This is a genomic window from Amycolatopsis sp. NPDC005232, from assembly GCF_040607795.1.
In the GTDB taxonomy this organism is placed as follows: Bacteria; Actinomycetota; Actinomycetes; order Mycobacteriales; family Pseudonocardiaceae; genus Amycolatopsis.
This window is the reverse complement of sequence record NZ_JBEXHL010000001.1, coordinates 410,213-437,055: the sequence shown is the minus strand read 5'-3', so window position 1 is coordinate 437,055 and position 26,843 is coordinate 410,213. Positions and strand designations below refer to the sequence as shown.

Genomic DNA, 26,843 nt, shown 5'->3' with positions numbered 1-26,843 from the left:
GCGGCACCGGCGGAAGTGTGTAGGGGGCAAAACGCTGAGTGACCGGCGCGGAAACGCCCCGGTTGTCCCGACGGAGGAGTCCGATGACCAACTCCCCTCTCGACCGACCGGCCCGGATGACCGACGGCGACGGATCCGAGGACCACCTTGTCGATTCCGACGCTATGGCGCTGGGCCTGCGTTCGCGGACAGGCTTCTACCGGGGCTTGTGTTCGGCGGACTTCCCCGCAGCGGCGATGACCGATGAGCCGAAACCGCTGTGCGCCGCATGCCGGCAGGTCTGGTCCGCCCGGCTTTACCTCCGGTCGTTCGAGCAGCGAACGGGATTCCGGGCTGGTCCGCGCCGCGCTGGAATCTGGCTCAGGATCCTCGGCTGCCTCCGTGTTGTGCCCTCAGTCTCGCGATGGGGTCGAGGAGACAGCCCCCGACATGCCGCTCGACCCCATCGCGTTCCAGTCACTCGCCTGCTCGACGATCAAGGACTCTGATCAGAAATGGCTCAACCGATCGCTGAAGCCCACCACCGCCATCTTCGACCCTGTCTGGGATGGACACACCTTCACCGTGGGCCACAACGACCAGAAGGTGCCGGGTCTCGGCCCGGTGTCGGTGTTTCGGCACTCGTATCGAAACCCTCGGCAAGTGCGGTCATGGTGGACGGTGGCGCCGTACAGCATCCTGGCCCGCGTTGGCGAGGACTTCGACGAGCTCCAAGTGCCCTCCGAATACCTGTCATTTGCGCTTCAGCACGGCGGCAAGTCCATAACGGACAGCCGGATCGTGCGCGACCCCTTCGGAACACGGGTATTCGTCACGAAGGGTGCGACGCTGTTGCCGGGCTTGAGCAACTTGGTGTCGATTGATCTCCTTCCCCATGGCAGCTACGTGCCGCTCCCGCCTACGCGGCTTCGGGGCGGAACGACGACCTGGTTTCGAGAGCCGAAGCAGCTTGATTACCAACCCGGCAATGAATGGCAGGTGCAGCGCGTCCTCCTTGAAGTGCAACGGTTCTGGGAGCGCTACAGGGATGGTCGACGCCGGAGTCGGCGCCGGTCTGATCGAGTCCCCATTGAGGCAACGGGCCGATGGATTCTGCTTCCAACAAACCACCGCGCCCTGGCGGCTCGGTATATCGACTGGTTCACGTGGTCATCTACATCAACGTCGGAAGATGGCTGCCCAGTGAAGAGTCAGGACCAGCCACCGCCTCATTGGCTCGCCGACAGCGTTCCCACAGAGCCCATCTGGCCCACGATCGACCCTGACTACGAAGCCCTGGCGGTCGAAGATCCGCCCCGCGCACCCGTGGTCGTGGCTCCGCCCGAACGCCTCCCCGAACTTCCAAAAAGGATTCCTCGGCCTGTGCCGCCACCTAGGGCCAGGAGAGCGAACAAGAACAGCGGATGGTTTACCACTTGACGGTGGTCCACATGAGGTACGTTTCCTTTACCCTGCCAGAAAAATCTGCAACGTATATGCGCACGGTAATTGCGATCACCGCTCGAACGGGCCTGTCCGGATCTATTCGAGTGCGCGAAACTTGGTAGCCCCAAAAAGAAGGGAACGAAACAATGGAAGAAGCCGGCCTCTTCATCGGTGCCCGGGATCTGGGCGCACCGCGTGACCGCCTCGATCTGTCCCACGGAGATCCGTCCACGTCGGGAGGGGGCGACGGTCACGGTGACGCTGGTGGCGACGGCCTGAACATCCCGGAGTGATCTGACGAAGTTGTTCCCGGGGCGGCAGATCGGACGCCTCGGCGCCGATCTGCCGCCCCATCCCGGAAGGAAGATCATGGATCACCACCTCGTCACGGCGATCGAGAAGGCGCTTGGCTGGAGCGGGCCGCACCCCCTCGGGCAAGACTTCGCCTACGGCAGCATGGCCGAACCGGCGCTGTGCTCACGACTGCTCACGCCTGGCCGGCTGCTGGACACGATCATGCGCCGGCCGCTGTCATCGCCGCAGTTCCGGTGCTTTCAGAACGGCGAAGAGATTCACCCGGACCGCTACCTCGCCGACGTCGCCACCCGGCGCGGGCCGAGCAGAACCATGGCGCGCATGGACCGACTCGGACAGCTCATGAAGTCCGGCTGCACGATCGTGCTGGACACTCTCGACACGTTCGACCCCACGATGGAAGTCACATGCCAGGCGATGCAGTGGTGGTCGCGAGAACTCGTCCAGGTCAACGTGTACCTGACGACCCACGACGCCGCCGGGTTCAACATGCACTGGGACGACCACGACGTCATCGTGGTCCAGCTCGGCGGCGAAAAGTCATGGGAGGTGCGGGAGACGTCACGCATAGCCCCGATGTACCGCGATACCGAACGGGCGACGGAACCACCCGCCGACGTCCTGTGGTCCGGCACCATGAAGACGGGCGACGTCATGCACATTCCCCGCGGCTACTGGCACAAAGCCACCCGAGCGCAGCGAGGCGACGGTTACAGCCTGCACGCCACGTTCGGCTTCGTAAAACGAACCGGCGTCGACTGGCTCAGCTGGGTCGCAGACCGCTCCCGCGAGCGAGAGATCTTCCGCCTTGACCTCGACCGTTGGGGCACTCCGGAAAGCCAGGAGGCGGAAGTAAGGCGGCTGTTCTGGGCCGTGCCCGCCGTGACGGCCCGCCACCCGCAGGCCGAATACCTGGCTGCTCGAGAACGTGAACGGCCGTCCCGTCGCCACGTCACCACGTTGGGCGTGTTCGGTTCCGTCACCGACGTGGTGTGCATGACGGACTTCCCGCCGCACTTCGAGTACGGCACCGACACCCTTGACGTGCTCGGAGCGGGAAAGCGACTGACCTTCGCAACTGCCGCCGAGCCTGCCCTCCACCTGCTGCTGTCCGGAGTACCTGTCAACCTTGACGAGGTGTCCCGGTCGACCGGGATTGACGCTCACGCGGTCGCCGGTCCGCTCCTGGACGCGGGGCTGTGTGCGGAGTTAACCGAGGAACTCGCGTCGGGCTTCGCAGCCCTCAGCGGCGGCGCCTGAGCTACGCCTCCAACTCTCTGAGCAACCGCTCCGCTTCCACCGTCGCGGGCCCCGACAACGGCGTCGGCTGCCCGCGACGGCGGGCAATCCGGATCGCGTTCGCACACACGAACAGCTGAGCCAACCGACCCGACCGCGTCCCCAAGTCCTCCGCGAACTCGCGCTGCACCCGGGCCGCCAGCGCAGAGTCCGGCAACGACGACTGCCACAACGTGGCCGCGTCGAGCCCACGTGGCGCCTGACCCCAGTCTTCCCAGTCGATCAGGTGTCCCTCAGTCGACAAGTTGCGCCAGTGCACATCGGCGTGAGCGGTCTTCCACTCGTCCACCACGGTGTCCACACCAGGAAACACCTCGGCGACCCGCTTGGTGAAGTGTGCCTGAGCCATCCCGACCCGATCCGTCTGGTGGACCGCGAGCGCGGCGAACGACTCCCGTACCGTCGTCCACCACGCATCCGGAAGGCCGGCCGCGGCGGCCAAATCACCCACGACCGGGGCTGCGATGAACTCGACCTCGTCCGCGCGCCATACCACCTCACGTCCTGGATCGGCCCACGTCGCACCTTGGAACCACTCGGGCTTCTTCACCCCTCGGATCGTCGCGGCCGCTTCCAACCCGACCCAGGACGCGCTGCTGATCCGCCAAAGCCCCCGTCGCTCAACCCGGAGCCAGGTATCCCTGTCCGTCTGGAACCCCTCCGTCGCTCCCGACTCCCCGTAGACCACCGACGCCCGGTGCAGCCGCACGTCCAACGCACGCTCGACGCGGGCCAGCACGTCGGCATGCTCGTGTTCACGGACGTCAAGAACAGCGCCGGACGAGCCAGTCGGCTGAGCAGTGGACACGCGCGAGCCTTTCGAACGATCGCCAGCAAGCCCCACCATCATCCACGATCAGATGCTGATCCATTGTTTCCATCACCGAATCCGAAGTGAATGAACGTTTCACACGTAACGAGCCGCCCCACACTAGAACGTGGGCGGCGTGATCAGCCAGACCGCCTTGAGCGGTTCGCCTTCCCCGACGTGCCAACGGTGTGGCACCGTCGAGTCGAGGTAGATCGCGTCGCCCGCTTCGAGTTTCACCTCGTCGTCGCCGATCCAGAAGATCATCACGCCGGACAGGACGATGCCGCACTCCTCGCCGACGTGCGAATGCGGGTGCCCGCCGCTGGTCGCGCCCACGGGCGCCTCGACCCACACCACTTCCATCTGGTGCTGCAGATCGGGGCTGAGCAGCTCGTTCATGATCCCGGAGCCCGGGTACTGGATGCGTTTGCGCTGCCCGCTCTTGGAAACCGAATATCGCAACGGGTTCGCGGGCGGCGCCTCGTTGCTGAACAGCTCGCCGACGGTGTGGCCGAGCACGTCGGCCAGCCGCTTCAGCGCTTCCAGCGACGGGTTCGCGCGCCCGCGCTCGACCTGGCTGATGTAGCCGACGGAAAGCCCGACCGCCTCGGACACCTCCGTGAGCGTCGTCCGGCTCTCGTGGCGCCATTCGCGCAGCTTCGAGCCGATGTGCACGCCCTCCGAAGTGCTGCGCGGCTCGTCGGACTGCTCGGGGGGTGAGGCCATGTGTCGCTCCTGCGCCTGCGGGGGTCGGGTTGGCGGAACTCGATCGGACGGTGAAACGCCACTCTACAAGTTTTACCCTCAGTTCAACCAGTAAAACAACAACCACTCCAAACCAAGATCGAAATCGGCCCCGATGTCGATTCCGCAACGACCGTTGCATCCCACATGAGCAGGAGGTATGCCACTGACCGGCGCAAAGATCAACGGTGAGAGCCTTGACACTGGGCTGAGTTGACAGTAAAAATCTGCACTCACAGTGCGCCTCCTGCGGATCTGGTCCCCGCCGCCGCCGGCGTCGTCGTCTCGAATCATCCGAACCAATGACGCGGAGGAATGATGATGACTTTTCCCAGGCGGCACCGAAAACTCGCGCTGGTGGCCGCCGTCGCCACCGCCGCCGCGATGCTCACGGCCTGCGGCTCGAGCGGGTCGAGCAGCGACGGCATCAAGATCGGCGTGCAGTTCGGCCTCACCGGGGCCGACGCCGCGTTCGACGCGGTCTACCAGGACTCCGCCAAGCTCGCCTTCACCGACCTGACCAAGAACGGCGTCAACGGCCACTCCGTCGAACTGCTCTACGCCGACGACGCCAGCGACCCGGCGACCGCCGTCACGGTGGCGCGCAAGTACATCACGCAGGACAAGGTCTCGGTGCTCTACGGGCCCGCCTTCACGCCCACCGCGCTCTCGACCATGCAGGTCGCGAGCAGCACGAAAACCCCGTTCTACACACCGGGCAGCATCAACCCGCAGCTCACCTCGCCGCTCAACAAGTACACGTTCGCCCCGGCGTTCTCCTCCAACGACGTCGCCACCGGCATCGCGAAGCTCGTGAACTCCATGGGCGCCAAGAAGATCGGCATGATGGTGGAGTCCGATGCGTACGGCGACGCCGCGCTGTCCGGCGCCAAGGACGCGCTCGCCAAGTACGGCCTCACCGTCGACTCCACGCAGAAGATCGCCGCCAACGCCACCGACGCCACCAGCCAGGTGCAGGGTCTGAAGGACGCCGGCGTCGACGCCGTGCTGCTCGGCATCACCGCGCCGCCGATGGCCGCGGTGATCAACGCCGAGATCCACCAGGCCACCTACCTGCCGCTGGTCACGTTCGCCGGGTCCAACACCTCGCTCGACCAGCTCGCGAAGTCGGACCCGAAGGTGCGTTACTACGCGCTGACCCCGCTGGCGTGTCCCGTCGGGGACCCGTGCACGGCCGACTTCATGAAGGCGTGGAAGGCCGAGCACCCGACCACCGAGCCGATCGTGTGGACGGTGCAGGCCTACGCGGCGGCCAAGGCGTTCATCGCCGGGCTGCGCAACGCCAAGGACACCACCCCCGAAGGGCTGGTCACCGGCCTGGAGACGATGAAGCCGTTCTCGACGCCCGAGCTGCCGTGCCCCATCGCGTTCTCCACGACCTCGCACAAGGGCAACTCCTGCACCAACTTCTACGGCATCTCCGGCGGCAAGGTCTCGTTCTTCGGCAGCGACACGACCCAGAACCAGCTCACCGCGAACTGACCTGGCCCCAGTGAGGACTGATCGATGGTCACCACCGCCACTTTCGGCACCGGAATCGTCAACGGATTCGCCCTAGCCCTCGTCTCACTCGGTTTCACGCTCGTCTACCGCGCCACCGGCGTGGTCAACTTCGCCAACGGCAGCCAGATGGTGCTCGGCGGCTACGTCGCGTGGGAGCTCGGCTCGCACGGGTTCCCGGCGTGGGTGGTCATGCTCGGCGCCGTCGCCGCGGGCGTCGCGTCGGGTGTGGTCGTCGACCAGATCGCGTTGCGCCCCTTGCGCGGCGCGAGCCTGCTCGCCCAGATCATCGTGCTGATCGCGGTCACCGAGGTCGCCGGCGGGTTGTTCCTGTCGTCGTTCGGGGCCGAGGCCAAGACGATGACGCCGTACGCGGGCCGCTCGCCGATCGTGCCGGGGCTCGGCTGGTCGGCGAGCGACGTGGTGCTCATGGTGGTGAGCCTCGTGCTCGTCGCCGGGCTCACGCTGGTGCTGCGCGGCACGTCGGCCGGCCTGCGGATGCGGCTGGTCGCGAGCAACCGCCTCGGCGCCACGGTCGTCGGCGTGAACCCGGCGCGGGTCTCCACGCTGGCGTGGTGCGTCGGCGGCGGCCTCGCGGCGCTGAGCGGCGCGCTGATCTTCCCGACCTACCTGCTGTCCCCGGACCTCGGGCAGCAGTACACGTTCGACAGCTTCGCCGCCGTGGTCCTCGGTGGGTTCGGCAGCCTGCCGGGCGCCGCCGTCGGCGGGGTGCTGATCGGGGTGGTGCAGTCGGTCGTGTCGGGGTCGATCGGGGCGAGCTACAGCGCCTTCGTGTCGCTCGGCGTGATGCTCGTGATCCTGCTGACGCGGCCCACCGGACTGTTCGGAGCACGCGCATGACCACTGTCAATGTCCCCCGCCGAGTGCGGGCCGCCGTCCGCGATTCCGCGCTGCCGGTGGAGAAGTGGCTCGGCCGGCTGCGCGTGCCGACGCCCAGCACGGTGACGTCGCCGGCCGGCGAGAAGCGCTACGTCGGTTCGCTGTGGACCACGGCCGGGGTCGTGCTCGTCGCGGTGGTCGTCGCCGTGTGGGCCGACGTCGGCGGCGGGTACATCCAGACCGTGGTGGGCCTGTTCGCGGCGTACCTGGTGTCCGCGCTCGGGTACACGGTCGTACTCGGACAGGCGGGGCAGTTCGCCTTCTGCCAGAACGCGTTCATGGCGTTGGGTGCGTACGGGTACGCGGTTTCCGAGCCTCGCTTCGGCCCGGTCGGCGGACTGATCATCGGCGCCGTGGCCGCGACAGTGGCGGGCACCATCATCGGAGTCGCCATCATCCGCACCCGCGACCTGTACCTGGCGCTGCTCACGCTCGCGTTCTCCCAGGCCGCGCTGCTCGCGATCCAGCTGTGGCCACCCACGCAGGGCGACAACGGGATCCTCGTCGACCTCGGCGGCGATCAGGCCTACCTCGTCGCCGTGGTGTTCGCGGCGGTCGCGCTGATCGTGGTACAGCGCATGACGCGCTCGAAGATCGGCCGCGCGTTCGCCCTCGTGCGCACCGACGAGAAGGCCGCCGCGACGATGGGCGTGAACGTGCCGCTCACACGGATGCTGGCGTTCGCGTTCAGCAGCCTGCTCGGCGGGCTCGGCGGCGTGCTGCTGGGCGCGGTCCTCACGTTCATCACGCCGACGAACTTCACGCTCGAGCTGACATTGCTGTTGCTCACGATGATCGTGATCGGCGGCGTCGGCAGCGTGTGGGGCACGGTCACGGGTGCGCTGATCATGGTGGTGGTGCAGCAGTTCCTTCCCAGCAGCGGAAGTTTCGGCAGCTACCTCAACGCGGGCCTGCTGTTCGTGATCCTCGTGCTGCGGCCCGGTGGGCTGCGCTCGCTGGTGAACCTGCGCTCGTCGGGCGGCAGCCGTGGCTGACGCGATCCTCGACCTCGACTCCGTATTCGTCCGCTTCGGTGGGCTGGTCGCGGTGGGCGGTGTGAGCTTCTCCGTGGAGCGCGGCTCGGTCACCGGGCTCGTCGGACCCAACGGCGCGGGCAAGACCACGCTGTTCAACGCGATCAGTGGCCTGGTCCCCGTGACCGGGGGCGCGATCACCTTGCGGACCACGCGGGGCTCCGCCGACTTGACGCGCGTGGGTGCGTGGCGGCGGGCCGGGCTGGGCATCGGACGCACCTTCCAGGACTCGCGGCTCGTGGCCGGCCTGCCGGTGCTCGACCAGCTGGCCACGGGGGCGTTCGCGGGGCGCAGCCGGTTCCTCGGCGCGGTGTTGCGCGGTGGCGGCTTCCTGGCCGACGAGAAGCGACTTGTCGACCGGGCCCACGAAGTGCTGGCGCAGCTGAAGATCGAGCACCAGGCCGCGGTGAACGTCGACTTGCTCTCGGCGCCCGAACGGCGGCTGGTGGACCTCGGCCGCGCGCTGATGAGCCGGCCGGAGCTCCTGCTGCTCGACGAGATCAGTGCCGGAATGCCTGTGGAGGACAAGGAAATGGTGGCCGACCGCGTGCTCGACTACGTCCGGTCCTCGGACGCGACGGTGATCTTCGTCGAGCACGACATGGGCTTCGTCCGGCGGGTCGCCGACCGCACGGTGGTGCTGGCCGAGGGCGAGATCCTCGCCGACGGCGGCCCGGAAGAGGTGCTGCGGCGCCCGGACGTGCTCGCCGCCTATATCGGCCCCGGAGCCGAAGGAGCACTGCGATGACGTTCTCCGCTCAGGGGATCCACGCCGGTTACGGGCTGATCCCGGTGGTGCACGACCTCGGCTTCGAGGTCGCCCCGGGTGGGTACCTCGGCATCGTCGGCGCCAACGGCGCGGGCAAGAGCACGCTGCTCAAGGCCTTGTCCGGCGTGGTCACGCCGCACGCCGGGACCATCCGGCTCGGCGACGAAGACCTGACCGGTGTGCCGGCGTGGGACCGCGCCCGTCGTGGGCTCGCGTTCGTCCCCGAGTCGCGTGAGCTCTTCGGCGAGCTGACCGTGGAAGAGCACCTGCACGCGGGCTGCCTGCGGGTGCGGGGCCGGGCGAAGCGCACGGAACGGACCGAGTTCGCGTACGAGCTCTTCCCCGTGCTGCGCGACCTGCGCCGCCGCGCGGCCGGCCGGCTTTCCGGTGGCCAGCAGCAGTCGCTGGCCGTCGCGCGGGCCGTGGTGTCCCAGCCGAGGGTGCTGCTGCTCGACGAACCCTCCCTCGGCCTGTCCCCGATCGCGGTCAGCGGGCTCGTCGAGTCACTGACCCGGCTCGCGCGCACCACGGACATGGCCGTGGTCATCGCCGAGCAGAGCCTCACGGTCGTGCGGGAGCTGTGCGACGACGTGCTGGTGCTCAACCTCGGCCGCGAGGTCGAGCGGGGCCCGGCCGCCGCGGTGCTCACCCGCTCGGTCATCGAGAACGCGTTCCTGTGAAAACTCCCCCGGAGGTGTGCGACAGGTGACTACCAGCAAGATCTCCTCGATCGACGTCATCCCGTTCCGGATTCCCCTGAAACACGAGGTGAAGTTCGCGACGGGCCGGCTGACCCACGCCGAGCACCTGCTCGTGCGCGTGCGCACGGCCGACGGTGTCGTCGGCTTGGCCGAGGCCATCCCCCGGCCGATGATCTACGGCGAGACCACCGTGTCGATCGCGCACGTGATCGACACGATGATCGCGCCGGCCGCGCAGTCGCTCGACCTGCTCGGCACCGAAGAGCTCGGCCACCGGCTGCGCCACCTCGCCGGCAACCCGACCGCCCGCGGCGCGGTGGAGCTGGCGATGTTCGACGCGCTGGGCAAGACGCTCGGCGTGTCCTGCCACGACCTGCTCGGCGGCTACGCACCGGAGGTCCGCTGCACCGCGATCCTCGGCGCCGGCACGATCGACGAGGTCGTGGCCGAGACCGCGGCGCTGCGCGCGGAACACGGCATCACCAGCTACAAGGTCAAGGTCGGCCTGGACCTTGACCGTGACATGCGACTGGTCGCGCAGCTGCGCCAAGAGCACCCCGATGCGTTGATCTACGTCGACGCCAACCACGGTTACTCCGCGGCCGACGCGATGACCTTTCTGGAGTCCACAAAGGACCATCGGCTCGCGTGGATCGAAGAGCCGTGCCCGGCCGAGGACGTGCTCGGCCGCGCCGATGTGGTCGCCAAGACGACCGTGCCCGTACTCGGCGACGAGAGCTGCACGACGCCGCGTGAGGTCGCCACCGAGATCCTGGCCCGGCGCTGCACGATGATCAGCATCAAGCTGGCCCGAACGGGAATTCGCGCGTCAACGCGGATCCGCGAGTTCTGCGCGGCCGTCGGCGCGCAGGCGATCGTGGGCAGCCAGGGCGACTCGGCGATCGGCACGTACACGAGCGCCGCGTTCGCCGCCGCCAGCCCCGTGACCGCGCAGCACCCGGCCGAGCTGGCCTACCTGCTCAACCTGGACGGCGACCTCGTGGTCACCCCGCCCGAAATCCGGGACGGCGTGCTGCGGGTGCCTGCCGAACCCGGCTTCGGGTTCGAGATCGACGAAGCCGCACTGGCACGTTTCCGGACCGACCGGCCCGGGGAAAGGAGCTGAACCGCGTGTTCCGTTACGACCAGGCAAGGCAGGTGCTCACCGTGGGGGCCGGCACGATCGCGACGGTGCCGGACGAGCTCACCGCTCTGTCCGCCCGTTCGGTGTGCCTCGTGGGCAGTCCACGTTCACTCGCGTCGGCCGCCGGGCAGGCGACGCGCGAAGCGTTGCGCGGCTTCGACGTCCGGCACGAGTTCGGCAAGATCGCGCCGCACGCGCCGATCACCGACACCGAGGCGATGGCGCGGCAGCTGCGCGACGACCCGCCCGACGCGCTGGTGGCCGTCGGCGGCGGCAGCGTAAGTGACACCGCGAAAGCGCTTTCCATCCTGCTGGCCGAAGGCTTTCCGCTCGAGGCCAAGTGCAGCACGTTCACGCCGCCCGACGTGTTGAAGCACGTGCAGCTCAACCAGCCGAAGATCCCCGTCCTCACCATCCCGACGACGTTGTCGGGCGCGGAAGTCACGCCCGGCGGCGGCGCGACGGACGCTCGCGGCATCAAGCGCGTGTTCTGGGACCAGAAGGTCGCCTCGCGCGTGGTGGTGTACGACCCCGAGCTGTTCACCGACATCCCGGCCGAGCTGCTCCTGACCACCGGCATGAACGGGCTCGCCCACTGCGCCGAGGCCCTGTACTCGAAGTCCGCGTCGCCGTTCACGGACGCGCTGGCGGCCGAAGGCGCGCGGCGGTTCGCCGAGACGTTGCCCCGGATCGGCGGCGCGACCGGACCGCTGCCCGTCGACCTGCTGGACGACGCGCTCACCGCCGCGGCCATCGGCGGCCTGGTCATCAGCAACGCGCGGGTCGGCCTGCACCACGCCGTCTGCCACGTGCTCGGCGCCGCGTACGGCGTGCCGCACGGGGTGGCGAACTCCGTGATGCTGCCGTACGTCCTCGAGTACAACCACGACCACACCGAGGCCAAGCAGGCGATCCTGGCTCGCGCACTCGGCGAAGGGCTCGGGGAGACGGGCAGCGCGGCGGTGCTGGCCGCGACCGTGCAGCGGCGCGCCGGTGTGCCGCGAACGCTGGCGGACACCGGCCTCGCCGAGTCCGACCTGGAGCGGGTGGCCGGGGAAGTCATGCAGGACCGTGGTTTGTTCTTCAACCCCAAGCGAGTTCCCGACGCCGGTGCGGTGCTGGGCGTGCTGCGGCGCGCGTGGACCGGCACCGTGACCGGGGCCGCGTGATGGCGGAGCTCGCCACCGGGAGCGCGCTCGTCGACCTCGTCACCGCGCCCCGCAGTGTGGTCGTCGTCGGCGCGTCGGCCGACCCGGCCAAGCCCGCGGGCCGGCCGCTGGCCTACCTCAGCCGCTACGGGTTCACGGGCGACGTGTTCGTCGTCAACCCACGCCACTCCGTCGTCGGCGGTTACCCGGCGGTGCCGGCCGTGCTCGACCTCCCCGTCGACGCGGCCGAGGCCGCCATCGTCAATCTGCCCGCCGACCAGGTGCCGAGCGCGTTGCACGACCTCGACAGCCGCGGTGTGCGGGTCGCGGTCGTGATCGGCAGCGGCTTCGAGCGCCCGGACAGCGCGCCCCGCCAGGAGCTCAACCGGTTCCTGGCCTCGCCCGACCGGCGGCTGCGGGTGATCGGCCCCAACTGCGTGGGCACGATGAGCGTGGTTTCCGGCGCGCACCTGAACTTCTCGAGCGTGCTCGGCCGCGGGCCGGCGCGCGCGGGTTCGGTCGCGATGATCACGCAGAGCGGCGCGAGCGGCAACGGGCTGCTCATGTCGATTCTGCGCCGTGGCGGCGGCATCGCGCACTGGTTCAGCACCGGGGACGAGTTCGACGTCGGCGCCCTCGAACTGCTCGTCGGCGTCTTGGCCCGCGACGACGTGCGCACGGTCGGGCTGTTCCTCGAAGCCATCACGGACCTCGACTGGCTGCCCGCGGCCACGGAAGCCATCGCGCGTACCGGGAAACGGGTGTTCCTCGTCAAGATCGCCGACAGCGACCTCGGGCAGCTCGCCGCCGGCGGGCACACCGGGCGGGTGGTCGGGTCCAGCGACATTTCGCACGCGGTGCTGAAGCAGGCCGGGTTCGTGCGGGTGCCGGGGATCGCCGAGCTGGCCGACTGCCTGGTGACCACGCAGGTGGTCGGCGAGCTGCCCGCGCGGCCGCGGATCGCCGCCGCGTCGGTGTCGGGAGCGGGGGCGGTGGTGCTGGCCGACCGCGTGCAGCAGGCACCGGCGTTGTCGCTGCCGGCGTTGGGTACGGCGACGCGACGGCAGCTGCAGGAAGTGCTGGCCGATCGGGTCGAGCTGCACAACCCCATGGACGTGCCGTTCCTCGGCGAGACCGAGACGTTCGCGCGGACGGTGGCCACGTTGTCCGAAGCGCCGGAATCGGACGTCGTCGTGGCGGTCGAATCGAGCCTCGCGCACGATCGTGAGCTGCTGACCGAGGTCCTCACCGCCCGGTCCCCTACCGCGAGTCCCGTCGTGCTCAGTCACCTCAGCGAGGACGACCCGATCCCGGAAGCCCTCCTCGCGCGGCTCGCCGCGGCGCGGGTGGCCGTGGTCCCGACGCCGGAACGGGCGGTGCAAGCGCTGGGCCTGCTGGCGGGTGACGCGGGTGCGCAAGCCGCGGCCGAACCCGCCGAAGACCTGACAGGGTACCTCGGCCTGCCGGACATCGCCGCCTTGCTGCCTGCGGATTTCCCCTGGGCCCCTTGGGTTTCCGCACCCGATCCGGAGACCGCGGCGGAGGCCGCAAGACGCTGGGGCTACCCCGTGGCGGTCAAGGCGGCCGGGCAGACGATCGCGCACCGGTCCGAGCTCGGCGCCGTCGCGGTGGTGCGCGGCGAGGACGACCTGACGGCGGCGTACGAGCGGGTCGCGAATGTGTGCGCCGAACACGGCGACGACGTCGTGGTGCAGCAAGGCGTCGGCGCGGGGCAGGAAGTGCTGGTGGCCGTGGTGCGCGACCCGGAGTACGGCCTGTCCGCCGTGCTCCGCCCGGGTGGCGTCAACGCCGAGCTGCTCGACGACCAGGTCGTGCTCTGGCACGGCTGGCCCGCCGGGCAACGGCTGGCGACGCTGTGCGAGTCCCGGCTCGGCGTGCTCCTGTCCGGCTACCGCGGCCAGGCGGCGAGTGACGTCGAGGCACTCAACACCGCGATCACCACCTTGTTCACGGCGCTGGCCGACCAGCCGGTGTCCTTTGTAGAACTCAACCCCGTGCTCGTGCTGGCGGACGGGGTCCGCGCGATCGACGCGATCGGGCGGAAATGAAGGCTGAAGGGAAGAGCATGACCGCACAAGACAGGTTGCAGCACTACCAGGAGTCGCTGGGCAACATCCCGCCCGCCATCTCGACGATGTTCGCGATGGACGAGGGGTTCGCCGGCGACTACACCGACATCCGCGAGCGGATCTACACCCAGCACGCCGACGGGCTCTCGCTCGCGATGAAGGAGCTGCTGCTGGTCATGTTCGACCTGGCCGTGAGCAACGCCGGCGGCGCGATCAACCACCTGCGCGCGGCCAAGCGCGCCGGGCTGACCGGCGAGCAGCTACGCGAGTCGCTGCAGATCGCGTTTCTCGTGCTGGGCGTGTCGGGCTGGGGCAAGGTCGGCTACAAGCTGTGGGCGGCCTGGGAGAACGACTTCGAGGAAGAGGGGGCGAGCACCAATGGCCACCACGCGTCTTGAGTTCAGCACCGAGATCACCGATGAGATGCTGTCGGAGGCGGCAGCGCTCGAAGGCCAGGAGATCCGCGTCGAGCCGTGGAACAACGAGGCGACGCTGGACACCATCCGCCACTACGCCTGGGGTCTGGGCGACCACAACCCGCTGTTCCACGACGAGCAGTACGCGGCGGCGAGCCCGCACGGCGGTGTGATCGCCCCGCCGACCTTCCTGTACTCCAGCTACGACGGCGCCGTCGGCCTCGGTTTCCCCGGCGTGCAGCCGATCTACGCGGGCACGGAGTGGGTGTTCCACGAGACGATCCACCGCGGCGACCGGATTCTGCCGAAGGCACGGCTGGGGAAGGTGACCGTCCACAGTGGCCGCCATGCCGACCGGTTCGCGATCCAGCGCGTGCACACCGAGTACCGCCGCGAGAGCGACGGGGTGCTGCTGGCCGAGGCGCTGGCCAGCACGTTCCGCGTGCCGCGTGCCGCGGCGTCCGGCGGGTTGTCGTACCAGGCCCGCGACCGGCACGTCTACCGCGACGAGGAGCTGGAGGAGATCCGCCGCTGGGCGATCGCGGAGGCACGTCGGGGCACGGCGCCACACAACCCGGCCGAGGTTCAGGTCGGCGACGTGGTGCCCGAGGTCGTGAAGGGCCCGATCGACCAGATCACCATGACGGCGTACTACGCCGGCTGCATCGGCTCGCCCGGCTACAAGGCGGGCGAGATCTCGTGGCTGTACCGCACGTGGGCCGTCGAGGAGCCGGAGCGGCTGCCGAACAACTACGACCCCACGTACTTCAGCGAGCGTGTGCTGCCCAGCCTCGGGCACCAGGACCCCGAGGTGGCCAAGGAGATCGGCATGCCCGGCGCGTACAACAACGGCCCGCAGAAGTGCGGCTGGATGGCGCACCCCGTGCTGAACTGGATGGGTGACGCCGGTTCGCTGCGGGAGTTCTCCGTGCGCCTGCGCCGCCCCGACATCTTCGGCGACACCGTCTGGTGTGGCGGCAAGGTGACCGAGGTGCGGGACAACGGTGACGTGCTGATCGCGTTGTCCGCGCGCAACCAGCTCGGCGAGCAGACCGCCGAGGGCAGCGCCCTGGTGCGCTTGAGCTGAGACCCGGCGGGCGGCGCGGTGTGCGCGCCGCCCGCCGGCAGCTCGTCAGTCCACCGGGGCGGCGAGCGGGGTGGCGACTGTCTTCTTGCGACGGACGGATTCCGTCACCAGGAACACCGCCACGAACGACACCGCGGCCATCAGCGCCAGGTACAGAGCGATCGCGTTGGCCGTGTGGAACTCGGCGAACAGCGAGGTGGCGATGATGGGCGCCAGCGCACCGCCGGCGACCGCACCGATCTGGTAGCCCACCGAGACACCCGAGTAGCGGACGCGGGCGCCGAACATCTCGGAGAACAACGCCGGACACGGGCCGTAGGTGAGGCTGAAGATGACCTGCGCGATGACGAGCGCCACGGTGATCAGCACGGGTGAGCCGGTGTTCACGAGCCAGAACATCGGGAAGCCCCACACCGCCAGCCCCGCCGCACCGCTCAGGAACACCTTGCGGCGGCCGATGCGGTCGGACAACGCCGCGGCCGCCGGGATCGTCAACCCCGAGGCAACGGCGGAGATCAGCACCGCCACCAGGATCGTGCCACGCGGAAGGCGCAGGGCCTGCGTGGCGTAGGACAGGATGTAGACCGTGAGCAGGTAGTACGCGCCGCCGTTGATCACGGTCGCGCCGGCGGCGAGCAGGATCTGCTTCGGGTGCGAGCGCAGCAGTTCCAGCAGCGGCGCGCGCCGCTGCGCCGATTCCTCCGAAGGCGCCGCGTGGGTTTCCGACGCCCGCGACTGCGCGTAGAGCCCGACCGCGATGAGCAGGATGCTCAGCAGGAACGGGATCCGCCAGCCCCACGCCAGGAACGCGTCCTGCGACAGCGCGGCCGAGAGAATCAGGAACATCACATTGGAGAAGATCAACGCGATCGGCACCCCGAGCTGCGCGAAGCTGCCGTAGAACCCGCGTTTGCCCTCGGGCGCGCACTCCGTCACCAGCAGCACCGCACCACCCCACTGCCCGCCCAGCGCCAGGCCCTGGACCAGGCGCAGCACCACGAGCAGGATCGGCGCGGCCACACCGAGGGTGGCGTACGACGGCAGCAAGCCGATCGCCGTCGTGGCCGCGCCCATGATCATCATGGCCGTGACCAGCGCCGGCTTGCGGCCGAACTTGTCACCGAAGTGCCCGAATACGGCCGCCCCCACGGGCCGGATCAGGAACCCGACGGCGAACGTGCTGAACGCGAGCAGCGTGCCCGCGACGGAATCGACCGACGGGAAGAACAGTTTGTTCAGCACCAGCGCCGAAGCCGACGCGTAGATGAAGAAGTCGTACCACTCGATGGCCGAACCGGCGACGCTGACGAGGATGTTCTTTCTCATCTGCCGGGGCGGCGGGGACAACTGGGTCATGGGGGAACTCCGTTGTTCAGGGGACGGGGGTTGTTCGGGCGACGGGGGTTGTTCGGGCGAGAAAGAAAGCGCTTCACCGACTTAGCGAGGCCAGGGCGCGCCGGTGTTCGATCAGGTCGACCAGGCCGTCGACCACGGCGGTGAGGATCGCCAGTGACGGCGAACCCGCGGGCAGCTCGCCGTCGGCCAAGGCCTGGTGGGCGTGGGGCAGCACGAACTCGGGCTGTCCCACCACGTCGGCGTTCATCTTGTGCAGCACCGAGCGCAGGTTCAGCTGCGCGCGAATGGTGCCCAGCGGCCCTTGCGAAGCGCCGATGATCGCGACGGGCTTGCGTTCCAGCACCGGACCTTCGTCCACGGGGCGGGAAAGCCAGTCCAGCCCGTTCTTGAGCACACCGGGCATGGCCGCGTTGTACTCCGGGGTGGCGATGAGCACCCCGTCGGCCGCGCGGATCCGGCGTCGCAGCTGCGCGACGGCGGGCGGGGCCGGGTGTTCGTCGTCCTCGTTGAACGGCGGGATCGCCGCCAGGTCACCGAAGACGTCGAAGGTGAGCTCCGGCGGCGCGAGCTGCGTGACCGCCGTGAGCAGGCGCGTGTTGAGGGAATCCTTGCGCAGGCTTCCCGACAGCGCGAGGATCGTCAAGTCCGACAAGGGTTTTCTCCAGTCAGGAATCTTCCGGGTCCATGGACCACAACTCGGGGAACGGCACCTCGATCGCCGTCTGCGCCAGCCAGTCGAGGCCGCTGGAGCCGTAGTAGCCGGGCCGGTGGCCGAACGAGCGGCGCGTGGCCACGAGGTGCAGGTGCTTGTACTCGGCGTAGCCCTCCGCGATCTTCATCAGGGCCTCACCGCAGAACCGCAGGTCCGCCAGCGCGGGGTCGCCGCCGTAGAAGACCGTGGTCCACGCGCGCACCACGTCGGGGTGCAACTCGTGTTCTTCCTGCGGGTCACGCTTCGCGATCGAGTCCGGGATGGACAGTCCACGCCGGTTCAGCAGCGCGAGCGCCTCGTCGTAAACGCTCGGCTCGCGCAGGGTCGTCAGCAGTGACGAGTGCTCGTCCGGCATCGACGACACCGGGTCGGCCAGCGCGTGCGGGCGGATGCCGAGCAGGAACACCAGCTCGCGGTACTTCCACGACTGCAGCGACGAAGACTTGCCGTGGACGGAGCCGAGGCCGTTCTTGATCGGCAGGAAGTCGCCGACGGTCATCCACTCCAGCGATTTCCACGACGCGTTGAGGCCCACGAAGTGGTCCGCCGCCCGCCGCAGGGCCGCCGCGGCCGAGGGGGTCTCGCCGTCCCGGAAGTGCTGTGCGGCGAACCGCAGCTCGGTGGTGATCAGGCCGAAGTACAGTTCCTGCACCTGGCACACCACGAGGAACGAGCGCTCGCCCTCCAGGTCGGTCACCGGCTCCTGCAGCGTGTGCAGCACATCGGCCTTGAGGTAGGAGTTGTACGCGGTCATCTCTTGACCTCCTCGGGCAGGGACAGGAACCGCGCGGCGTTGCCGCCGAGCAACAGGTCGCGTTCGGCTTCGGACAGGAACTGTGCTTTTCGCACCACCTGGCCCACCGGCCGTTCGCCGAGCGGGTACGGGTAGTCGCTGCCGAGCAGGATGTTCTCCACGCCGAGGACGTCGACCAGCAGCCGCAGCGCCGACGGGTCGAACACCACGCTGTCCACGGAGAACCGGCCGAGGTAGCTCGACGGGGGGTTCGCCGAGCCGCCGATCACGTCGTGGCGCTCGTGCCAGGCGTTTTCGAGCCGGCCGAGCCAGAACGCGAACGAGCCGCCGCCGTGCGCGAAGCAGATCTTGAGCGTCTCGGGTACCTGGTCGAACACGCCGCCGAGAATCATCGCCAGCAGCGAAAGGTGCGTCTCCGCGGGCATGCCCGTGAGCCATTGCGACATCCAGCGGCCCAGCCGCGGCGAGCTCGGCATGTCCCACGGGTGCACGAACACCGGCACGCCCTTGGCCGCGCAGTGCTGCAGGAACATGACGATGCCGGCGTCGTCGAGGTCGCGATCGCCCACGTGGTTGCCGATCTCGACGCCACGGTGACCGGCTGCGATGCAGCGGTCGAGCTCTTCGCACGCGAGATCCGGGTCCTGCAGCGGAACCTGGCAGAACGGCAGCAGCCGTCCGGAGGCCGGCTCGCAGATCTCCAGCGCGAGGTCGTTGAAGACCTTCGCGATCCGCACGGCCTCGGCGGGCGTGCGGTCGTAGGAGAAGAACACCGGTGTCGGCGAGACGACCTGCACGTCGACCTGGTCCTCGCCCATCTCACGCAGCCGCTCGCCGGCGTCCCAGCAGTTGGCGAGGATGCGCCGGAACTCGCGCGAGCCGACCATGATGGTCGCCTCGCGCTCGTTTTCGACGCGCAGCCACGGCAGAGTGCTCTCCTGGCCCGTGCCGTCTTCGCCCAGCTGCGGCCAGCCGCGCGGGACGTAGTGCGTGTGGACGTCGATCACCTGTGGCATCAGAGCGCGGACCTTCCGGGGTGCACCGTGCCGCAGTTGGCGCACTTGCGCAGGGACTCGTCGTTGTAGAACTGCTCGAACACCGGCGGCAGGTCCTCGACGATGTCACGCACCTGCAGTTCGACCTCGTGCACGAGGTGTTCGCAGTTGAGGCAGTACCACTGGAACTTCTCCAGCGTGCCCTCTTCGCGGACGCGCTCGATCACGACACCGATCGAGCCGGCCTCGGGACGCTGCGGCGAATGCGGCACGTTGCCGGGCAGCAGCCACATGTCGCCCTCGCGCACGTTGACCGTCTGCTGGCCCTTGTCGGTCATGACGTTGACGTGCATGTTGCCCTTGACCTGGTAGAACCACTCCTCGTACGGGTCGACGTGGAAGTCGGTCCGCTGGTTGGGCCCGCCGACGACCTGCACGATGAAATCGCCCGTGCGTTCCCACATCGGCTTGTTGTTGACCGGCGGCTTGAGCAGGTGCTGGTGTTCGGACACCCACGCGGCGAAGTTGAAGACGGGATTGATGTCGGTCACGGTGATCAGTTCCTTTCGGTGCGTTCGCTCGGCACGTGGGCGACGGCCTGGATCTCGATGAGCAGGTGCGGGTGCGGCAGCTGGTGCACGGCGACGGTGGTGCGCGTCGGGCCGTTCTCGTCGAAGTAGCGGCCGTAGACCTCGTTGTAGCCGCCGAAGTCGTTCATGCTGACCAGGTAGCTGGTGACCTGCACGACGTCGGCGAGGCTCGCGCCGACGGAGCCGAGGATGTCGGCGATGTTGTCGAGCACGGCGGCGGTCTGCACGCGGATGTCGAGCGTCGTGGTGCCGAACTCATCGGCCTGGGCGCCCGCGAACGTGTTGTCCGGCAGGCGGCTGCTCGTGCCGGAGACGAACACGAAGTCGCCGGCGCGTTTCACGTGGGGGAAGCGGCCGCGGGGTTTGGCCTTGTCCGCGAGCGTTTTGGCTTCGGTCATCGGGGTTCTCCCTGTTCTGCGACGGAGAAGCGGGCCCGGCCGAGGCCGGAGACGGTGGCACTGACGTGGGTGCCTGCCGTGAGCGCGACCGCGGAAGTTGCCGCGCCGGCCAGCAGGACCGTGCCCGCGGTGAGCGGGAGGCCGTAGCGCTGAGCCATGCGGACAGCGGCGGGAATGGCACGCAGCGGGTCGCCGAGGATGGCGGCGGTCGAGCCGGCGCCGGCGATGCGTCCGTCCACTTCGAACACCACGCCGCGGTTGTCGAGGCCGGCTTTCAGCGGCTGCCACTGGCCGAGCACGAACGCGGCGGCCGAGGTGTTGTCGGCGACCACGTCGGCGAGGGAGAACTTGAAGTCGCGGTAGCGGGAGTCGATCACCTCGATCGCGGGGGCGACGGCGTCCACGAGATCGGGGCCCGGCACTTCGCCCGGCTCGACGTCGCGGCTGAGCCGGAACGCGACCTCGGGCTCGGCGCGAGGGTGGATGAAGGCGTTCAGATCGAGCTCGTCGCCGTCGGCCAGGACCATGCCCGAGGTGAGGCGGCCGATGATCACGTCGTCGACGCCCATCTGCGCGGCCTTCGCCTTGCTGGTGAAGCCGAGCTTGACACCGAAGTGGCGCTCTCCCCGGGCGATGCGGCGTTCGACCAACTCTCGCTGAACGGCGTAGGCGTCGTCCAACGACAGTTCGTGGTCCGTGGACAGCTGTGCACACGGCTTGCGGGTGGTGGCGGCTTCGTCGAGCCGCGCCGCGAAGTCCTCGATCACGCCGGGGCCGCCTCTCGGGTGGCCACGAGGTCGAGCGCGACGTCGACCAGCATGTCCTCCTGGCCGCCGACGAGGCCTCGCTTGCCGGCTTCGAGGAGGATCGCGCGGACGTCGAGGTCGTAGCGGCCGGCGACGCGTTCGGCGTGGAGGAGGAAGCTGGAGTAGACGCCGGCGTAGCCCAACGTCAACGTCTCGCGGTCCACGCGCACCGGGCGAGTCTGAAGTGGACGGACGAGGTCCTCGGCCGCGTCCTGCAGGCCGAACAGGTCGCAGCCGTGGTCCCAGCCGAGCAGGTCGGCGACGGCGATGAACGCCTCGATCGGCGTGTTCCCCGCGCCCGCACCTTGCCCGGCCAGCGAAGCGTCGACGCGGTAGGCACCGTGCTCGACGGCGGTGACGCTGTTGGCCACCGACAACGACAGGTTCTCGTGCGCGTGGATGCCGATCTGCGTTCCCGCGTCGAGGACTTCGCGGTACGCGTCGGTCCGCGCGGCGACGTCCCGCATGGTCAGGCGGCCGCCGGAGTCGGTGACGTAGACGCAGTGGGCGCCCGCGTCTTCCATGATTTTCGCCTGCTTGGCGAGGTCCTCGGGCGAGTTCATGTGGCTCAGCATCAGGAACCCGGCGACGTCCATGCCGTTGTCGCGGGCCCAGCCGATGTGCTGGATCGCGATGTCGGCCTCGGTGCAGTGCGTGGCGATGCGGACGCTGCCGACGCCGAGGTCACGCGCGGCCCGCAGGTCTTCGATCGTGCCGACGCCCGGGAGCAGCAGCGTGGTGAGCTTCGCGTTCTTCACCACCTCGGCGGCCGCGGCGATCCAGCCCGCGTCGGTGGCCGCGCCGTGGCCGTAGTTCACGCTCGACCCGGCCAGCCCGTCGCCGTGCGCGACTTCGATGGCCGCCACGCCCGACGCGTCCAGCGCGGCGGCGATCGTGCGCACTTGCTCGACGCTGTAGCGGTGGGCGATGGCGTGCATGCCGTCGCGCAGCGTCACGTCCTGCACGTAGAGCTTGCCGGTCATCGAAGGGCTCCTTCCGCGGCGACCTGCACGAGCCGTTCCGCGGTCCGCAGCGCGGCCGAGGTCATGATGTCGAGGTTTCCGGCGAATTCCGGCAGGTAGTGCCCGGCGCCGGAGACCTCCAGGAACACCGCAACCTTCACCCCGCGGAACGAGCGCCCGAGCGCGGGCAGGAACGGCTCGTCGACCCGGTCGAACTGCACCCGCTGCTTGAGCCGGTAACCCGGCACATAGTCCTGCACCTGCGCGACCATCGCCTCGACGGACGCGCTGACGGCGGCTTCGTCCACTTCGGATTCCTCGACGAGACAGAACACCGTGTCCCGCATGGTGATCGGCGGGTCGGCCGGGTTGAGCACGATGATCGCCTTGCCGCGTCCGGCGCCGCCGACGGTTTCCAGCGCCCGCGCGGTCGTCTCGGTGAATTCGTCGATGTTCGCCCGCGTGCCCGGACCGGCGGACTTCGCCGCGATCGTCGCCACGATCTCCGCGTACGCCACCGGTGCCACCGCCGAAACCGCGGCCACGACCGGCGTCGTCGCCTGGCCGCCGCAGGTGACCATGTTGACGTTGGGCGCGCCGAGGTGCTCGTCGAGGTTCACGGTCGGCACCACGTACGGCCCGATGGCCGCGGGCGTGAGGTCCACCAGCTGCTTGCCGTGGGCGCTCAGGACCGCGTTGTTGTGCCGGTGCGCTCCGGCCGAGGTCGCGTCGAAGACCAGCCGGATGTCGGCGAACTCGGGCAGGGCGACGAGCCCGGCCACGCCTTCGTGCGACGTCGCGACTCCGAGCCGGCGCGCCCGCGCGAGCCCGTCGGAGGCGGCGTCGATCCCGACCATCGCCGCGACTTCGAGCTCGCTCGAAAGCCGTTTCACCTTGAACATCAGGTCGGTGCCGATGTTGCCCGACCCGATGATCGCCACCGGGGTACTCATGCGCGTTTCCCTCCGTCCGGCCCGGCGGTGAACCCGACGCGGACCTCTCCGATGTCTTCGAACCGGGCGACGTAGCTCCCGGGCGCCGTCACGGGCACCATCGGTCCCCACGCGCCGGCCAGCACCACTTCCCCCGCCCGCAGCGGCTCGCCACGGCGCGCGACCTCCTGCGCCAACCACGCGACAGCGACCGCGGGCGAGCCGAGGCAAGCCGCGCCGACGCCGGTCGAGATCGGCTCCCCGCGGTGTTCCAGCACCATGCCGAGCCCGGCGAGGTCCACTTCGGACAGTTTGGCCGGCCGCGTGCCCAGCACCAGAGCGCCGCTGGACGCGTTGTCCGCCACCGTGTCCGTGATCCGGATGTTCCAGTCGGCCACGCGCGAGTCGACGATCTCGATGGCCGGCAGCACGAAGTCGGTGGCGCGCAGGACGTCGACCACGGTGGCGCCGTCCGGCAGGTCGGCGCCGAGGACGAACGCGACCTCGCCTTCGACGCGCGGCTGGCAGAAGCGGTCGAGCGGGATCTCCGCGCGGTCACCGAACACCATGTCGTCGAGCAGCACCCCGAAGTCGGGCCGGTCGACGCCGAGCTGGCGCTGCACCGCCTCCGACGTCAGCCCGATCTTGCGGCCGACCACGCGACGGCCGCTCGCGACCTTGTCCGCGATGATCCGGCGCTGCACCTCGTAGGCGGCGTCCACGTCGTCTTCGCCGATGAAGTCGCGCACCGGCTGCACGGGCGTGCGATCACGTTCGGCCCGCTGCAGGCGGGAGACCGCGGTGTCGATCGCCGCGTCGACCCGGGCGTTCACAGCGCCACGCACACGTTGGTCGGCTGGGTGTAGAAGTGCAGCGAGTGCACGCCGCCTTCGCGGCCGATGCCCGAAAGCCCGTTGCCGCCGAAGGGCGATCGCAGGTCGCGCAGGTACCACGTGTTGACCCACGACATGCCGACCCGCATGGCGCCCGCGACGCGGTGGGCGCGTTCGAGGTTCGTCGTCCACACGGCGGCGGCGAGGCCGTAGTCGCTGTCGTTGGCCAGGCGGATCGCCTCGTCCTCGGTGTCGAACGGCACGAGCGCCGCGACCGGGCCGAAGATCTCCTCGCGCAACACGCGGTGGGCGTTGTCGAGCCCGGTCCACAACGCGGGGCGCACCCAGGCACCGCCTTCGAGATCGGGGCCGAGGTCCGGGATCCCGCCGCCGGCGAGGAGCTTCGCGCCCTCTTGCTCGGCGAGCTCGTAGTAGGAGAGGACTTTCTCGCGGTGCTGGCGCGAGATCAGCGGTCCCGTGGTGGTGTCCGGATCGTCCGGTCGGCCGAAGCGCAGGGCCTCGGCGCGTTCCGCGAGCCCGGCGGCGACCTCGTCGAAGATGCCGCGCTGCACGTAGATCCGCTCGGTGCACAGGCAGATCTGGCCGGTGTTGGTGAACGTCGAGCGGGCGAGGCCGTCGACGGTCTTGCCGAGGTCCGCGTCGTCGAACACCACAGCCGCGTTCTTGCCGCCGAGCTCGAACGACACCGGCAGCACGCGCGGCGCCACCGCCTGCATGATCGCCGAGCCCGTGCGGGATTCGCCGGTGAAAGTGACACCGTCGATGCCCGGGTGGCCCGTGAGGAACTCGCCCGCCGAGCCGGGGCCGAAGCCGTGGACGACGTTGAACACGCCGTCGGGGGCGCCGGCCTCGGTGATGAGCTCGGCCAGCAGCGTCGCGCTCGAGGGCGTCTCCTCCGACGGCTTCACCACCACGGCGTTGCCCGCGGCCAGCGCCGGCGCGACCTTCCAGGTCAGCAGCAACAGCGGCAGGTTCCACGGCACGATGACCGCGACCACGCCCAGCGGCTTGCGCAGCGCGTAGTTCAGCGCGCGCTCGGCCGGGCCTTCGGTGAGGAACGAGTCGAGCCCGGCCGACGCGATCGTGTCGGCGGCGGCCCGGAAGTTGGCGGCGGCGCGCGAGACGTCGAGGCGGCGGGCCAGGTCGAGGGGCTTGCCGGTGTCGGCGACCTCGGCCGCGAGCAGGTCGTCGAACCGCTCGTCGATGCGGTCGGCGATCTTCCTGAGCACCTGCGCACGGCCGGCGTCGGAGGTGCGACCCCACGCGCCGTCGAGGGCGGCCCGTGCGGCGCGCACCGCGCGGTCGACCACCGCCTGGTCGGCCTCCTCGACCTGGGCGACGAGGGTCCCGTCGACCGGGCTGACCTTGTCGAACAGGTCACCACCGCTGTCGGTGAACCGCCCGTCCACGAAGCTCTTGAGCACCGTCATGTCCGCCTTCCCGCGTGGCTGTGGTCCCTGCTCATCGTCGCTACCTCCAGCTATGCCTGACAAATGCCAAAGCCTTAAGTTGATATGTGCATATGGCTATAGTGGCTCGTTATGACCCCTCGTGAGCTGCCGCGCCTGCTCGACGGCCGGATGAAGTTCCGCCACCTGGTGCTGCTCGACGCCATCGCGCGGCGCGGCACGATCGTCGGCGCGGCCGCCGAGCTGCACGTGACCCAGCCCGTGGCCACGCGGGGGCTACGGGAGCTCGAGGAGATCCTGGAGGTCGAGCTGTTCCAGCGCGGCCCGCGCGGCCTCACGCCGACCGTCTACGGCGAGGCCTTCACCGAGCACGCGCGCGCGATCCTCGCCCAGGCCCGGCAGGCCGCCCGCCACGTCGTGGAGCTGGCCGGCGCCGAACGCGGCACCGTGGTGGTGGGGACTCATCTGTTCGGCTCGAACGTCCTGCTCCCGCGGGCCATCGCCGCGTTGAAGGCGGAACGGCCGAACCTGACCGTGGCCGTGCGCGACGGGACCCCCGAGTCGCTGCTGGTGGAGCTGAGCGCGGGCCGGCTCGACCTGATCGTCGGGCGGCTCACGCAGATCTCCGACGAGGGGTTCCTCCGCCGCAAGCTCTACGACGAGTCTGTGGTCCTCGTGGTCCGCGCCTCGCACCCGCTGGCCGGCGCGAAGACCGTGGACCTCGCGACGGTCGCCGAGTACCCGTGGATCCTGCCCGGCCCGGAGACGGCGTTGCGGCGTGAGCTCGAGGAGCTGTTCCACAACAACGACGTGCTCCTGCCCGCCAACCGCGTGGAGGCGACTTCGTTCCTCACCGTGCGCCAGCTGCTGCGCGACACCGACGTCGTGGCCGCGCTGCCGCGCCTGATCACCGAAGAGGACCCGGGGATCGCGCGCCTGCCGTTGTCGCTCGAGCCGATCGGCCACAGCGTCGGCATCACCATGCCCGCCTCCAGCAAGCCCACCCCGTCGGCGAGCGCGCTGATCGACAAGCTCGTGGCCGAGGCCGTGCAGGTGACGCGCCGGTTCAGCCCTGCTTCGTGACCCTGGGCCGTTCGAGCTGGTCACCAAGGTCGTGATACGCCGACTTGTGCCAGACGAGCGGCTGCAGGTCCTCCCGCGACGTCGACCCGTAGTCCAGCGACTCGCCCACGAAAATCGTGTGGTCCCCACCGTCGTACGCGGCCCACTTCCGGCACACGAACCACGCCAGCGCACCACCCACCGTCGGGCACCCGCCGTGCAGATCCATCTCCACGTCCACCGCCACACTCCACGGCTGGCGCGCGTAGAAATCGGCGATCGCCCCCTGGTCCTGGCCCAGGATGCTGAGCCCGAAGTGTCCATCCGTGCCGTGCAGCAACTGATGCATCCGCCCCGGCTTGTTCACACTCACCGCGCACAACGCCGGATCCAGCGACACCGACGCGAACGAGCTCGCCGTCATCCCGTGCACCCCGCCGTCCCCGTCGACGACCGTCACCACCGACACGCCACTCGGGAAATGCCGCAACGCCCGCCGGAACTTCAACGCGTGCGGATCGGTGGGGGCGTAGGTGCTGCGTGGTGTTCCCACGGACGTCCTCCTCGATTCCACCGCCTCTGACCAGCGGTGATGGTCCACCCATCGTC

At 69.4% G+C, this 26,843-nt stretch carries 27 protein-coding genes; 13 read left to right on the top strand and 14 right to left on the bottom strand.

The genetic code is table 11. From position 1 onward, the window contains the following. The first annotated feature begins 429 nt into the window (after positions 1 to 429). Together ABZU76_RS02175 and ABZU76_RS02170 are read left to right on the top strand one after the other, a co-directional pair. On the top strand, positions 430 to 1,419 hold the full coding sequence (locus ABZU76_RS02175; protein WP_354864161.1) for a hypothetical protein: 990 nt from the start codon (positions 430 to 432) through the stop codon (positions 1,417 to 1,419). Between the two features lie 309 nt (positions 1,420 to 1,728). Then, a complete protein-coding gene (locus ABZU76_RS02170; protein WP_354864159.1) occupies positions 1,729 to 3,000 on the top strand; it encodes a cupin domain-containing protein in 1,272 nt (423 codons plus the stop codon). A 1-nt stretch (position 3,001) separates the two neighbouring features. On the opposite strand, the gene ABZU76_RS02165 is transcribed toward ABZU76_RS02170, so the two are convergent. After that, positions 3,002 to 3,889, bottom strand: a complete 888-nt coding sequence (locus tag ABZU76_RS02165) for a hypothetical protein (RefSeq protein ID WP_354864157.1) — start codon at positions 3,887 to 3,889, stop codon at positions 3,002 to 3,004. 81 nt (positions 3,890 to 3,970) lie between these two features. Next, positions 3,971 to 4,576: an XRE family transcriptional regulator gene (locus ABZU76_RS02160; RefSeq protein WP_220244204.1), complete on the bottom strand. Its 606-nt coding sequence runs from the start codon at positions 4,574 to 4,576 to the stop codon at positions 3,971 to 3,973. 339 nt (positions 4,577 to 4,915) lie between these two features. Between ABZU76_RS02160 and ABZU76_RS02155 the strand changes: the two genes are divergently transcribed. From ABZU76_RS02155 to ABZU76_RS02110, 10 genes are read left to right on the top strand one after another with little or no spacing between them, the layout of a single operon-like run. Further along, positions 4,916 to 6,097, top strand: a complete 1,182-nt coding sequence (locus ABZU76_RS02155) for an ABC transporter substrate-binding protein (RefSeq protein WP_354864155.1) — start codon at positions 4,916 to 4,918, stop codon at positions 6,095 to 6,097. A gap of 24 nt (positions 6,098 to 6,121) precedes the next feature. Then, positions 6,122 to 6,976 (top strand): branched-chain amino acid ABC transporter permease, encoded by an 855-nt coding sequence (locus ABZU76_RS02150; RefSeq protein ID WP_220244206.1) that lies wholly within the window; start codon positions 6,122 to 6,124, stop codon positions 6,974 to 6,976. Then, the gene (locus ABZU76_RS02145; protein ID WP_354864152.1) at positions 6,973 to 8,010 is read left to right on the top strand and encodes a branched-chain amino acid ABC transporter permease; all 1,038 of its coding nucleotides are present in this window, start codon (positions 6,973 to 6,975) and stop codon (positions 8,008 to 8,010) included. The genes ABZU76_RS02150 and ABZU76_RS02145 overlap by 4 nt, the downstream gene beginning before the upstream one ends. Next, positions 8,003 to 8,797 carry an ATP-binding cassette domain-containing protein gene (locus tag ABZU76_RS02140; protein WP_354864150.1) on the top strand — a complete coding sequence of 265 codons (795 nt, stop codon included), beginning with the start codon at positions 8,003 to 8,005 and terminating at the stop codon, positions 8,795 to 8,797. Before ABZU76_RS02145 ends, ABZU76_RS02140 begins: the two co-directional genes overlap by 8 nt. Next, the gene (locus ABZU76_RS02135; RefSeq protein WP_354864148.1) at positions 8,794 to 9,498 is read left to right on the top strand and encodes an ABC transporter ATP-binding protein; all 705 of its coding nucleotides are present in this window, start codon (positions 8,794 to 8,796) and stop codon (positions 9,496 to 9,498) included. Before ABZU76_RS02140 ends, ABZU76_RS02135 begins: the two co-directional genes overlap by 4 nt. Before the next feature lie 25 nt (positions 9,499 to 9,523). Then, positions 9,524 to 10,645 (top strand): enolase C-terminal domain-like protein, encoded by a 1,122-nt coding sequence (locus ABZU76_RS02130; protein WP_354864146.1) that lies wholly within the window; start codon positions 9,524 to 9,526, stop codon positions 10,643 to 10,645. Between the two features lie 5 nt (positions 10,646 to 10,650). After that, entirely contained in the window at positions 10,651 to 11,832 is a 1,182-nt protein-coding gene (locus tag ABZU76_RS02125; protein ID WP_354864144.1) for an iron-containing alcohol dehydrogenase, read from the top strand. After that, a complete protein-coding gene (locus tag ABZU76_RS02120; protein WP_354864142.1) occupies positions 11,802 to 13,880 on the top strand; it encodes an acetate--CoA ligase family protein in 2,079 nt (692 codons plus the stop codon). Before ABZU76_RS02125 ends, ABZU76_RS02120 begins: the two co-directional genes overlap by 31 nt. Positions 13,881 to 13,897: 17 nt before the next feature. After that, positions 13,898 to 14,299 carry a hypothetical protein gene (locus ABZU76_RS02115; RefSeq protein WP_220244213.1) on the top strand — a complete coding sequence of 134 codons (402 nt, stop codon included), beginning with the start codon at positions 13,898 to 13,900 and terminating at the stop codon, positions 14,297 to 14,299. Continuing rightward, a complete protein-coding gene (locus ABZU76_RS02110) occupies positions 14,280 to 15,404 on the top strand; it encodes a MaoC family dehydratase N-terminal domain-containing protein (RefSeq protein ID WP_354864140.1) in 1,125 nt (374 codons plus the stop codon). The genes ABZU76_RS02115 and ABZU76_RS02110 overlap by 20 nt, the downstream gene beginning before the upstream one ends. Before the next feature lie 45 nt (positions 15,405 to 15,449). Here the strand turns inward: ABZU76_RS02110 and ABZU76_RS02105 are convergent, their stop codons facing one another. The 11 genes from ABZU76_RS02105 to ABZU76_RS02055 all read right to left on the bottom strand — a co-directional run bounded on the left by ABZU76_RS02105 (position 15,450) and on the right by ABZU76_RS02055 (position 25,193). After that, positions 15,450 to 16,760, bottom strand: a complete 1,311-nt coding sequence (locus ABZU76_RS02105; RefSeq protein ID WP_354864138.1) for an MFS transporter — start codon at positions 16,758 to 16,760, stop codon at positions 15,450 to 15,452. A gap of 73 nt (positions 16,761 to 16,833) precedes the next feature. Next, complete coding sequence (locus ABZU76_RS02100; protein ID WP_354864136.1) at positions 16,834 to 17,412, bottom strand: NAD(P)H-dependent oxidoreductase; 579 nt, start codon at positions 17,410 to 17,412, stop codon at positions 16,834 to 16,836. A gap of 13 nt (positions 17,413 to 17,425) precedes the next feature. Next, positions 17,426 to 18,226 (bottom strand): tryptophan 2,3-dioxygenase family protein, encoded by an 801-nt coding sequence (locus ABZU76_RS02095; RefSeq protein WP_354864134.1) that lies wholly within the window; start codon positions 18,224 to 18,226, stop codon positions 17,426 to 17,428. Further along, a complete protein-coding gene (locus ABZU76_RS02090) occupies positions 18,223 to 19,242 on the bottom strand; it encodes an amidohydrolase family protein (protein ID WP_354864132.1) in 1,020 nt (339 codons plus the stop codon). Before ABZU76_RS02090 ends, ABZU76_RS02095 begins: the two co-directional genes overlap by 4 nt. Next, entirely contained in the window at positions 19,242 to 19,772 is a 531-nt protein-coding gene (locus ABZU76_RS02085; RefSeq protein ID WP_354864130.1) for a 3-hydroxyanthranilate 3,4-dioxygenase, read from the bottom strand. The genes ABZU76_RS02090 and ABZU76_RS02085 overlap by 1 nt, the downstream gene beginning before the upstream one ends. Before the next feature lie 5 nt (positions 19,773 to 19,777). Beyond that, the gene (locus tag ABZU76_RS02080) at positions 19,778 to 20,209 is read right to left on the bottom strand and encodes a RidA family protein (RefSeq protein WP_354864128.1); all 432 of its coding nucleotides are present in this window, start codon (positions 20,207 to 20,209) and stop codon (positions 19,778 to 19,780) included. Beyond that, a complete protein-coding gene (locus ABZU76_RS02075) occupies positions 20,206 to 20,976 on the bottom strand; it encodes a fumarylacetoacetate hydrolase family protein (protein WP_354864126.1) in 771 nt (256 codons plus the stop codon). The genes ABZU76_RS02080 and ABZU76_RS02075 overlap by 4 nt, the downstream gene beginning before the upstream one ends. Further along, entirely contained in the window at positions 20,973 to 21,998 is a 1,026-nt protein-coding gene (dmpG, locus tag ABZU76_RS02070) for a 4-hydroxy-2-oxovalerate aldolase (protein ID WP_354864124.1), read from the bottom strand. Before dmpG ends, ABZU76_RS02075 begins: the two co-directional genes overlap by 4 nt. Then, the gene (locus ABZU76_RS02065) at positions 21,995 to 22,930 is read right to left on the bottom strand and encodes an acetaldehyde dehydrogenase (acetylating) (RefSeq protein ID WP_354864122.1); all 936 of its coding nucleotides are present in this window, start codon (positions 22,928 to 22,930) and stop codon (positions 21,995 to 21,997) included. The genes dmpG and ABZU76_RS02065 overlap by 4 nt, the downstream gene beginning before the upstream one ends. Further along, positions 22,927 to 23,742, bottom strand: a complete 816-nt coding sequence (locus ABZU76_RS02060) for a fumarylacetoacetate hydrolase family protein (protein WP_354864120.1) — start codon at positions 23,740 to 23,742, stop codon at positions 22,927 to 22,929. The genes ABZU76_RS02065 and ABZU76_RS02060 overlap by 4 nt, the downstream gene beginning before the upstream one ends. Next, positions 23,739 to 25,193, bottom strand: a complete 1,455-nt coding sequence (locus tag ABZU76_RS02055) for a 2-hydroxymuconic semialdehyde dehydrogenase (protein WP_354864118.1) — start codon at positions 25,191 to 25,193, stop codon at positions 23,739 to 23,741. The genes ABZU76_RS02060 and ABZU76_RS02055 overlap by 4 nt, the downstream gene beginning before the upstream one ends. Positions 25,194 to 25,304: 111 nt before the next feature. On the opposite strand from ABZU76_RS02055, the gene ABZU76_RS02050 reads away from it, so the two are divergent. Then, a complete protein-coding gene (locus ABZU76_RS02050) occupies positions 25,305 to 26,255 on the top strand; it encodes a LysR substrate-binding domain-containing protein (RefSeq protein ID WP_220244226.1) in 951 nt (316 codons plus the stop codon). Here ABZU76_RS02050 and ABZU76_RS02045 read toward each other — a convergent pair. Next, on the bottom strand, positions 26,239 to 26,787 hold the full coding sequence (locus ABZU76_RS02045) for a flavin reductase family protein (RefSeq protein WP_354864116.1): 549 nt from the start codon (positions 26,785 to 26,787) through the stop codon (positions 26,239 to 26,241). The genes ABZU76_RS02050 and ABZU76_RS02045 overlap by 17 nt on opposite strands. Positions 26,788 to 26,843: the final 56 nt, after the last annotated feature.

Excerpts from the sequence above, each read along its gene's own strand:
- ABZU76_RS02175 (WP_354864161.1), top strand. The coding sequence starts at position 430 with ATGCCGCTCGACCCCATCGCGTTCCAGTCACTCGCCTGCTCGACGATC.
- ABZU76_RS02165 (WP_354864157.1), bottom strand. The coding sequence starts at position 3,889 with ATGATGGTGGGGCTTGCTGGCGATCGTTCGAAAGGCTCGCGCGTGTCC.
- ABZU76_RS02160 (WP_220244204.1), bottom strand. The coding sequence starts at position 4,576 with ATGGCCTCACCCCCCGAGCAGTCCGACGAGCCGCGCAGCACTTCGGAG.
- ABZU76_RS02155 (WP_354864155.1), top strand. The coding sequence starts at position 4,916 with ATGACTTTTCCCAGGCGGCACCGAAAACTCGCGCTGGTGGCCGCCGTC.
- ABZU76_RS02150 (WP_220244206.1), top strand. The coding sequence starts at position 6,122 with ATGGTCACCACCGCCACTTTCGGCACCGGAATCGTCAACGGATTCGCC.
- ABZU76_RS02145 (WP_354864152.1), top strand. The coding sequence starts at position 6,973 with ATGACCACTGTCAATGTCCCCCGCCGAGTGCGGGCCGCCGTCCGCGAT.
- ABZU76_RS02135 (WP_354864148.1), top strand. The coding sequence starts at position 8,794 with ATGACGTTCTCCGCTCAGGGGATCCACGCCGGTTACGGGCTGATCCCG.
- ABZU76_RS02115 (WP_220244213.1), top strand. The coding sequence starts at position 13,898 with ATGACCGCACAAGACAGGTTGCAGCACTACCAGGAGTCGCTGGGCAAC.
- ABZU76_RS02110 (WP_354864140.1), top strand. The coding sequence starts at position 14,280 with ATGGCCACCACGCGTCTTGAGTTCAGCACCGAGATCACCGATGAGATG.
- ABZU76_RS02105 (WP_354864138.1), bottom strand. The coding sequence starts at position 16,760 with ATGACCCAGTTGTCCCCGCCGCCCCGGCAGATGAGAAAGAACATCCTC.
- ABZU76_RS02095 (WP_354864134.1), bottom strand. The coding sequence starts at position 18,226 with ATGACCGCGTACAACTCCTACCTCAAGGCCGATGTGCTGCACACGCTG.
- ABZU76_RS02090 (WP_354864132.1), bottom strand. The coding sequence starts at position 19,242 with ATGCCACAGGTGATCGACGTCCACACGCACTACGTCCCGCGCGGCTGG.
- ABZU76_RS02080 (WP_354864128.1), bottom strand. The coding sequence starts at position 20,209 with ATGACCGAAGCCAAAACGCTCGCGGACAAGGCCAAACCCCGCGGCCGC.
- dmpG (WP_354864124.1), bottom strand. The coding sequence starts at position 21,998 with ATGACCGGCAAGCTCTACGTGCAGGACGTGACGCTGCGCGACGGCATG.
- ABZU76_RS02065 (WP_354864122.1), bottom strand. The coding sequence starts at position 22,930 with ATGAGTACCCCGGTGGCGATCATCGGGTCGGGCAACATCGGCACCGAC.
- ABZU76_RS02055 (WP_354864118.1), bottom strand. The coding sequence starts at position 25,193 with ATGACGGTGCTCAAGAGCTTCGTGGACGGGCGGTTCACCGACAGCGGT.
- ABZU76_RS02050 (WP_220244226.1), top strand. The coding sequence starts at position 25,305 with ATGACCCCTCGTGAGCTGCCGCGCCTGCTCGACGGCCGGATGAAGTTC.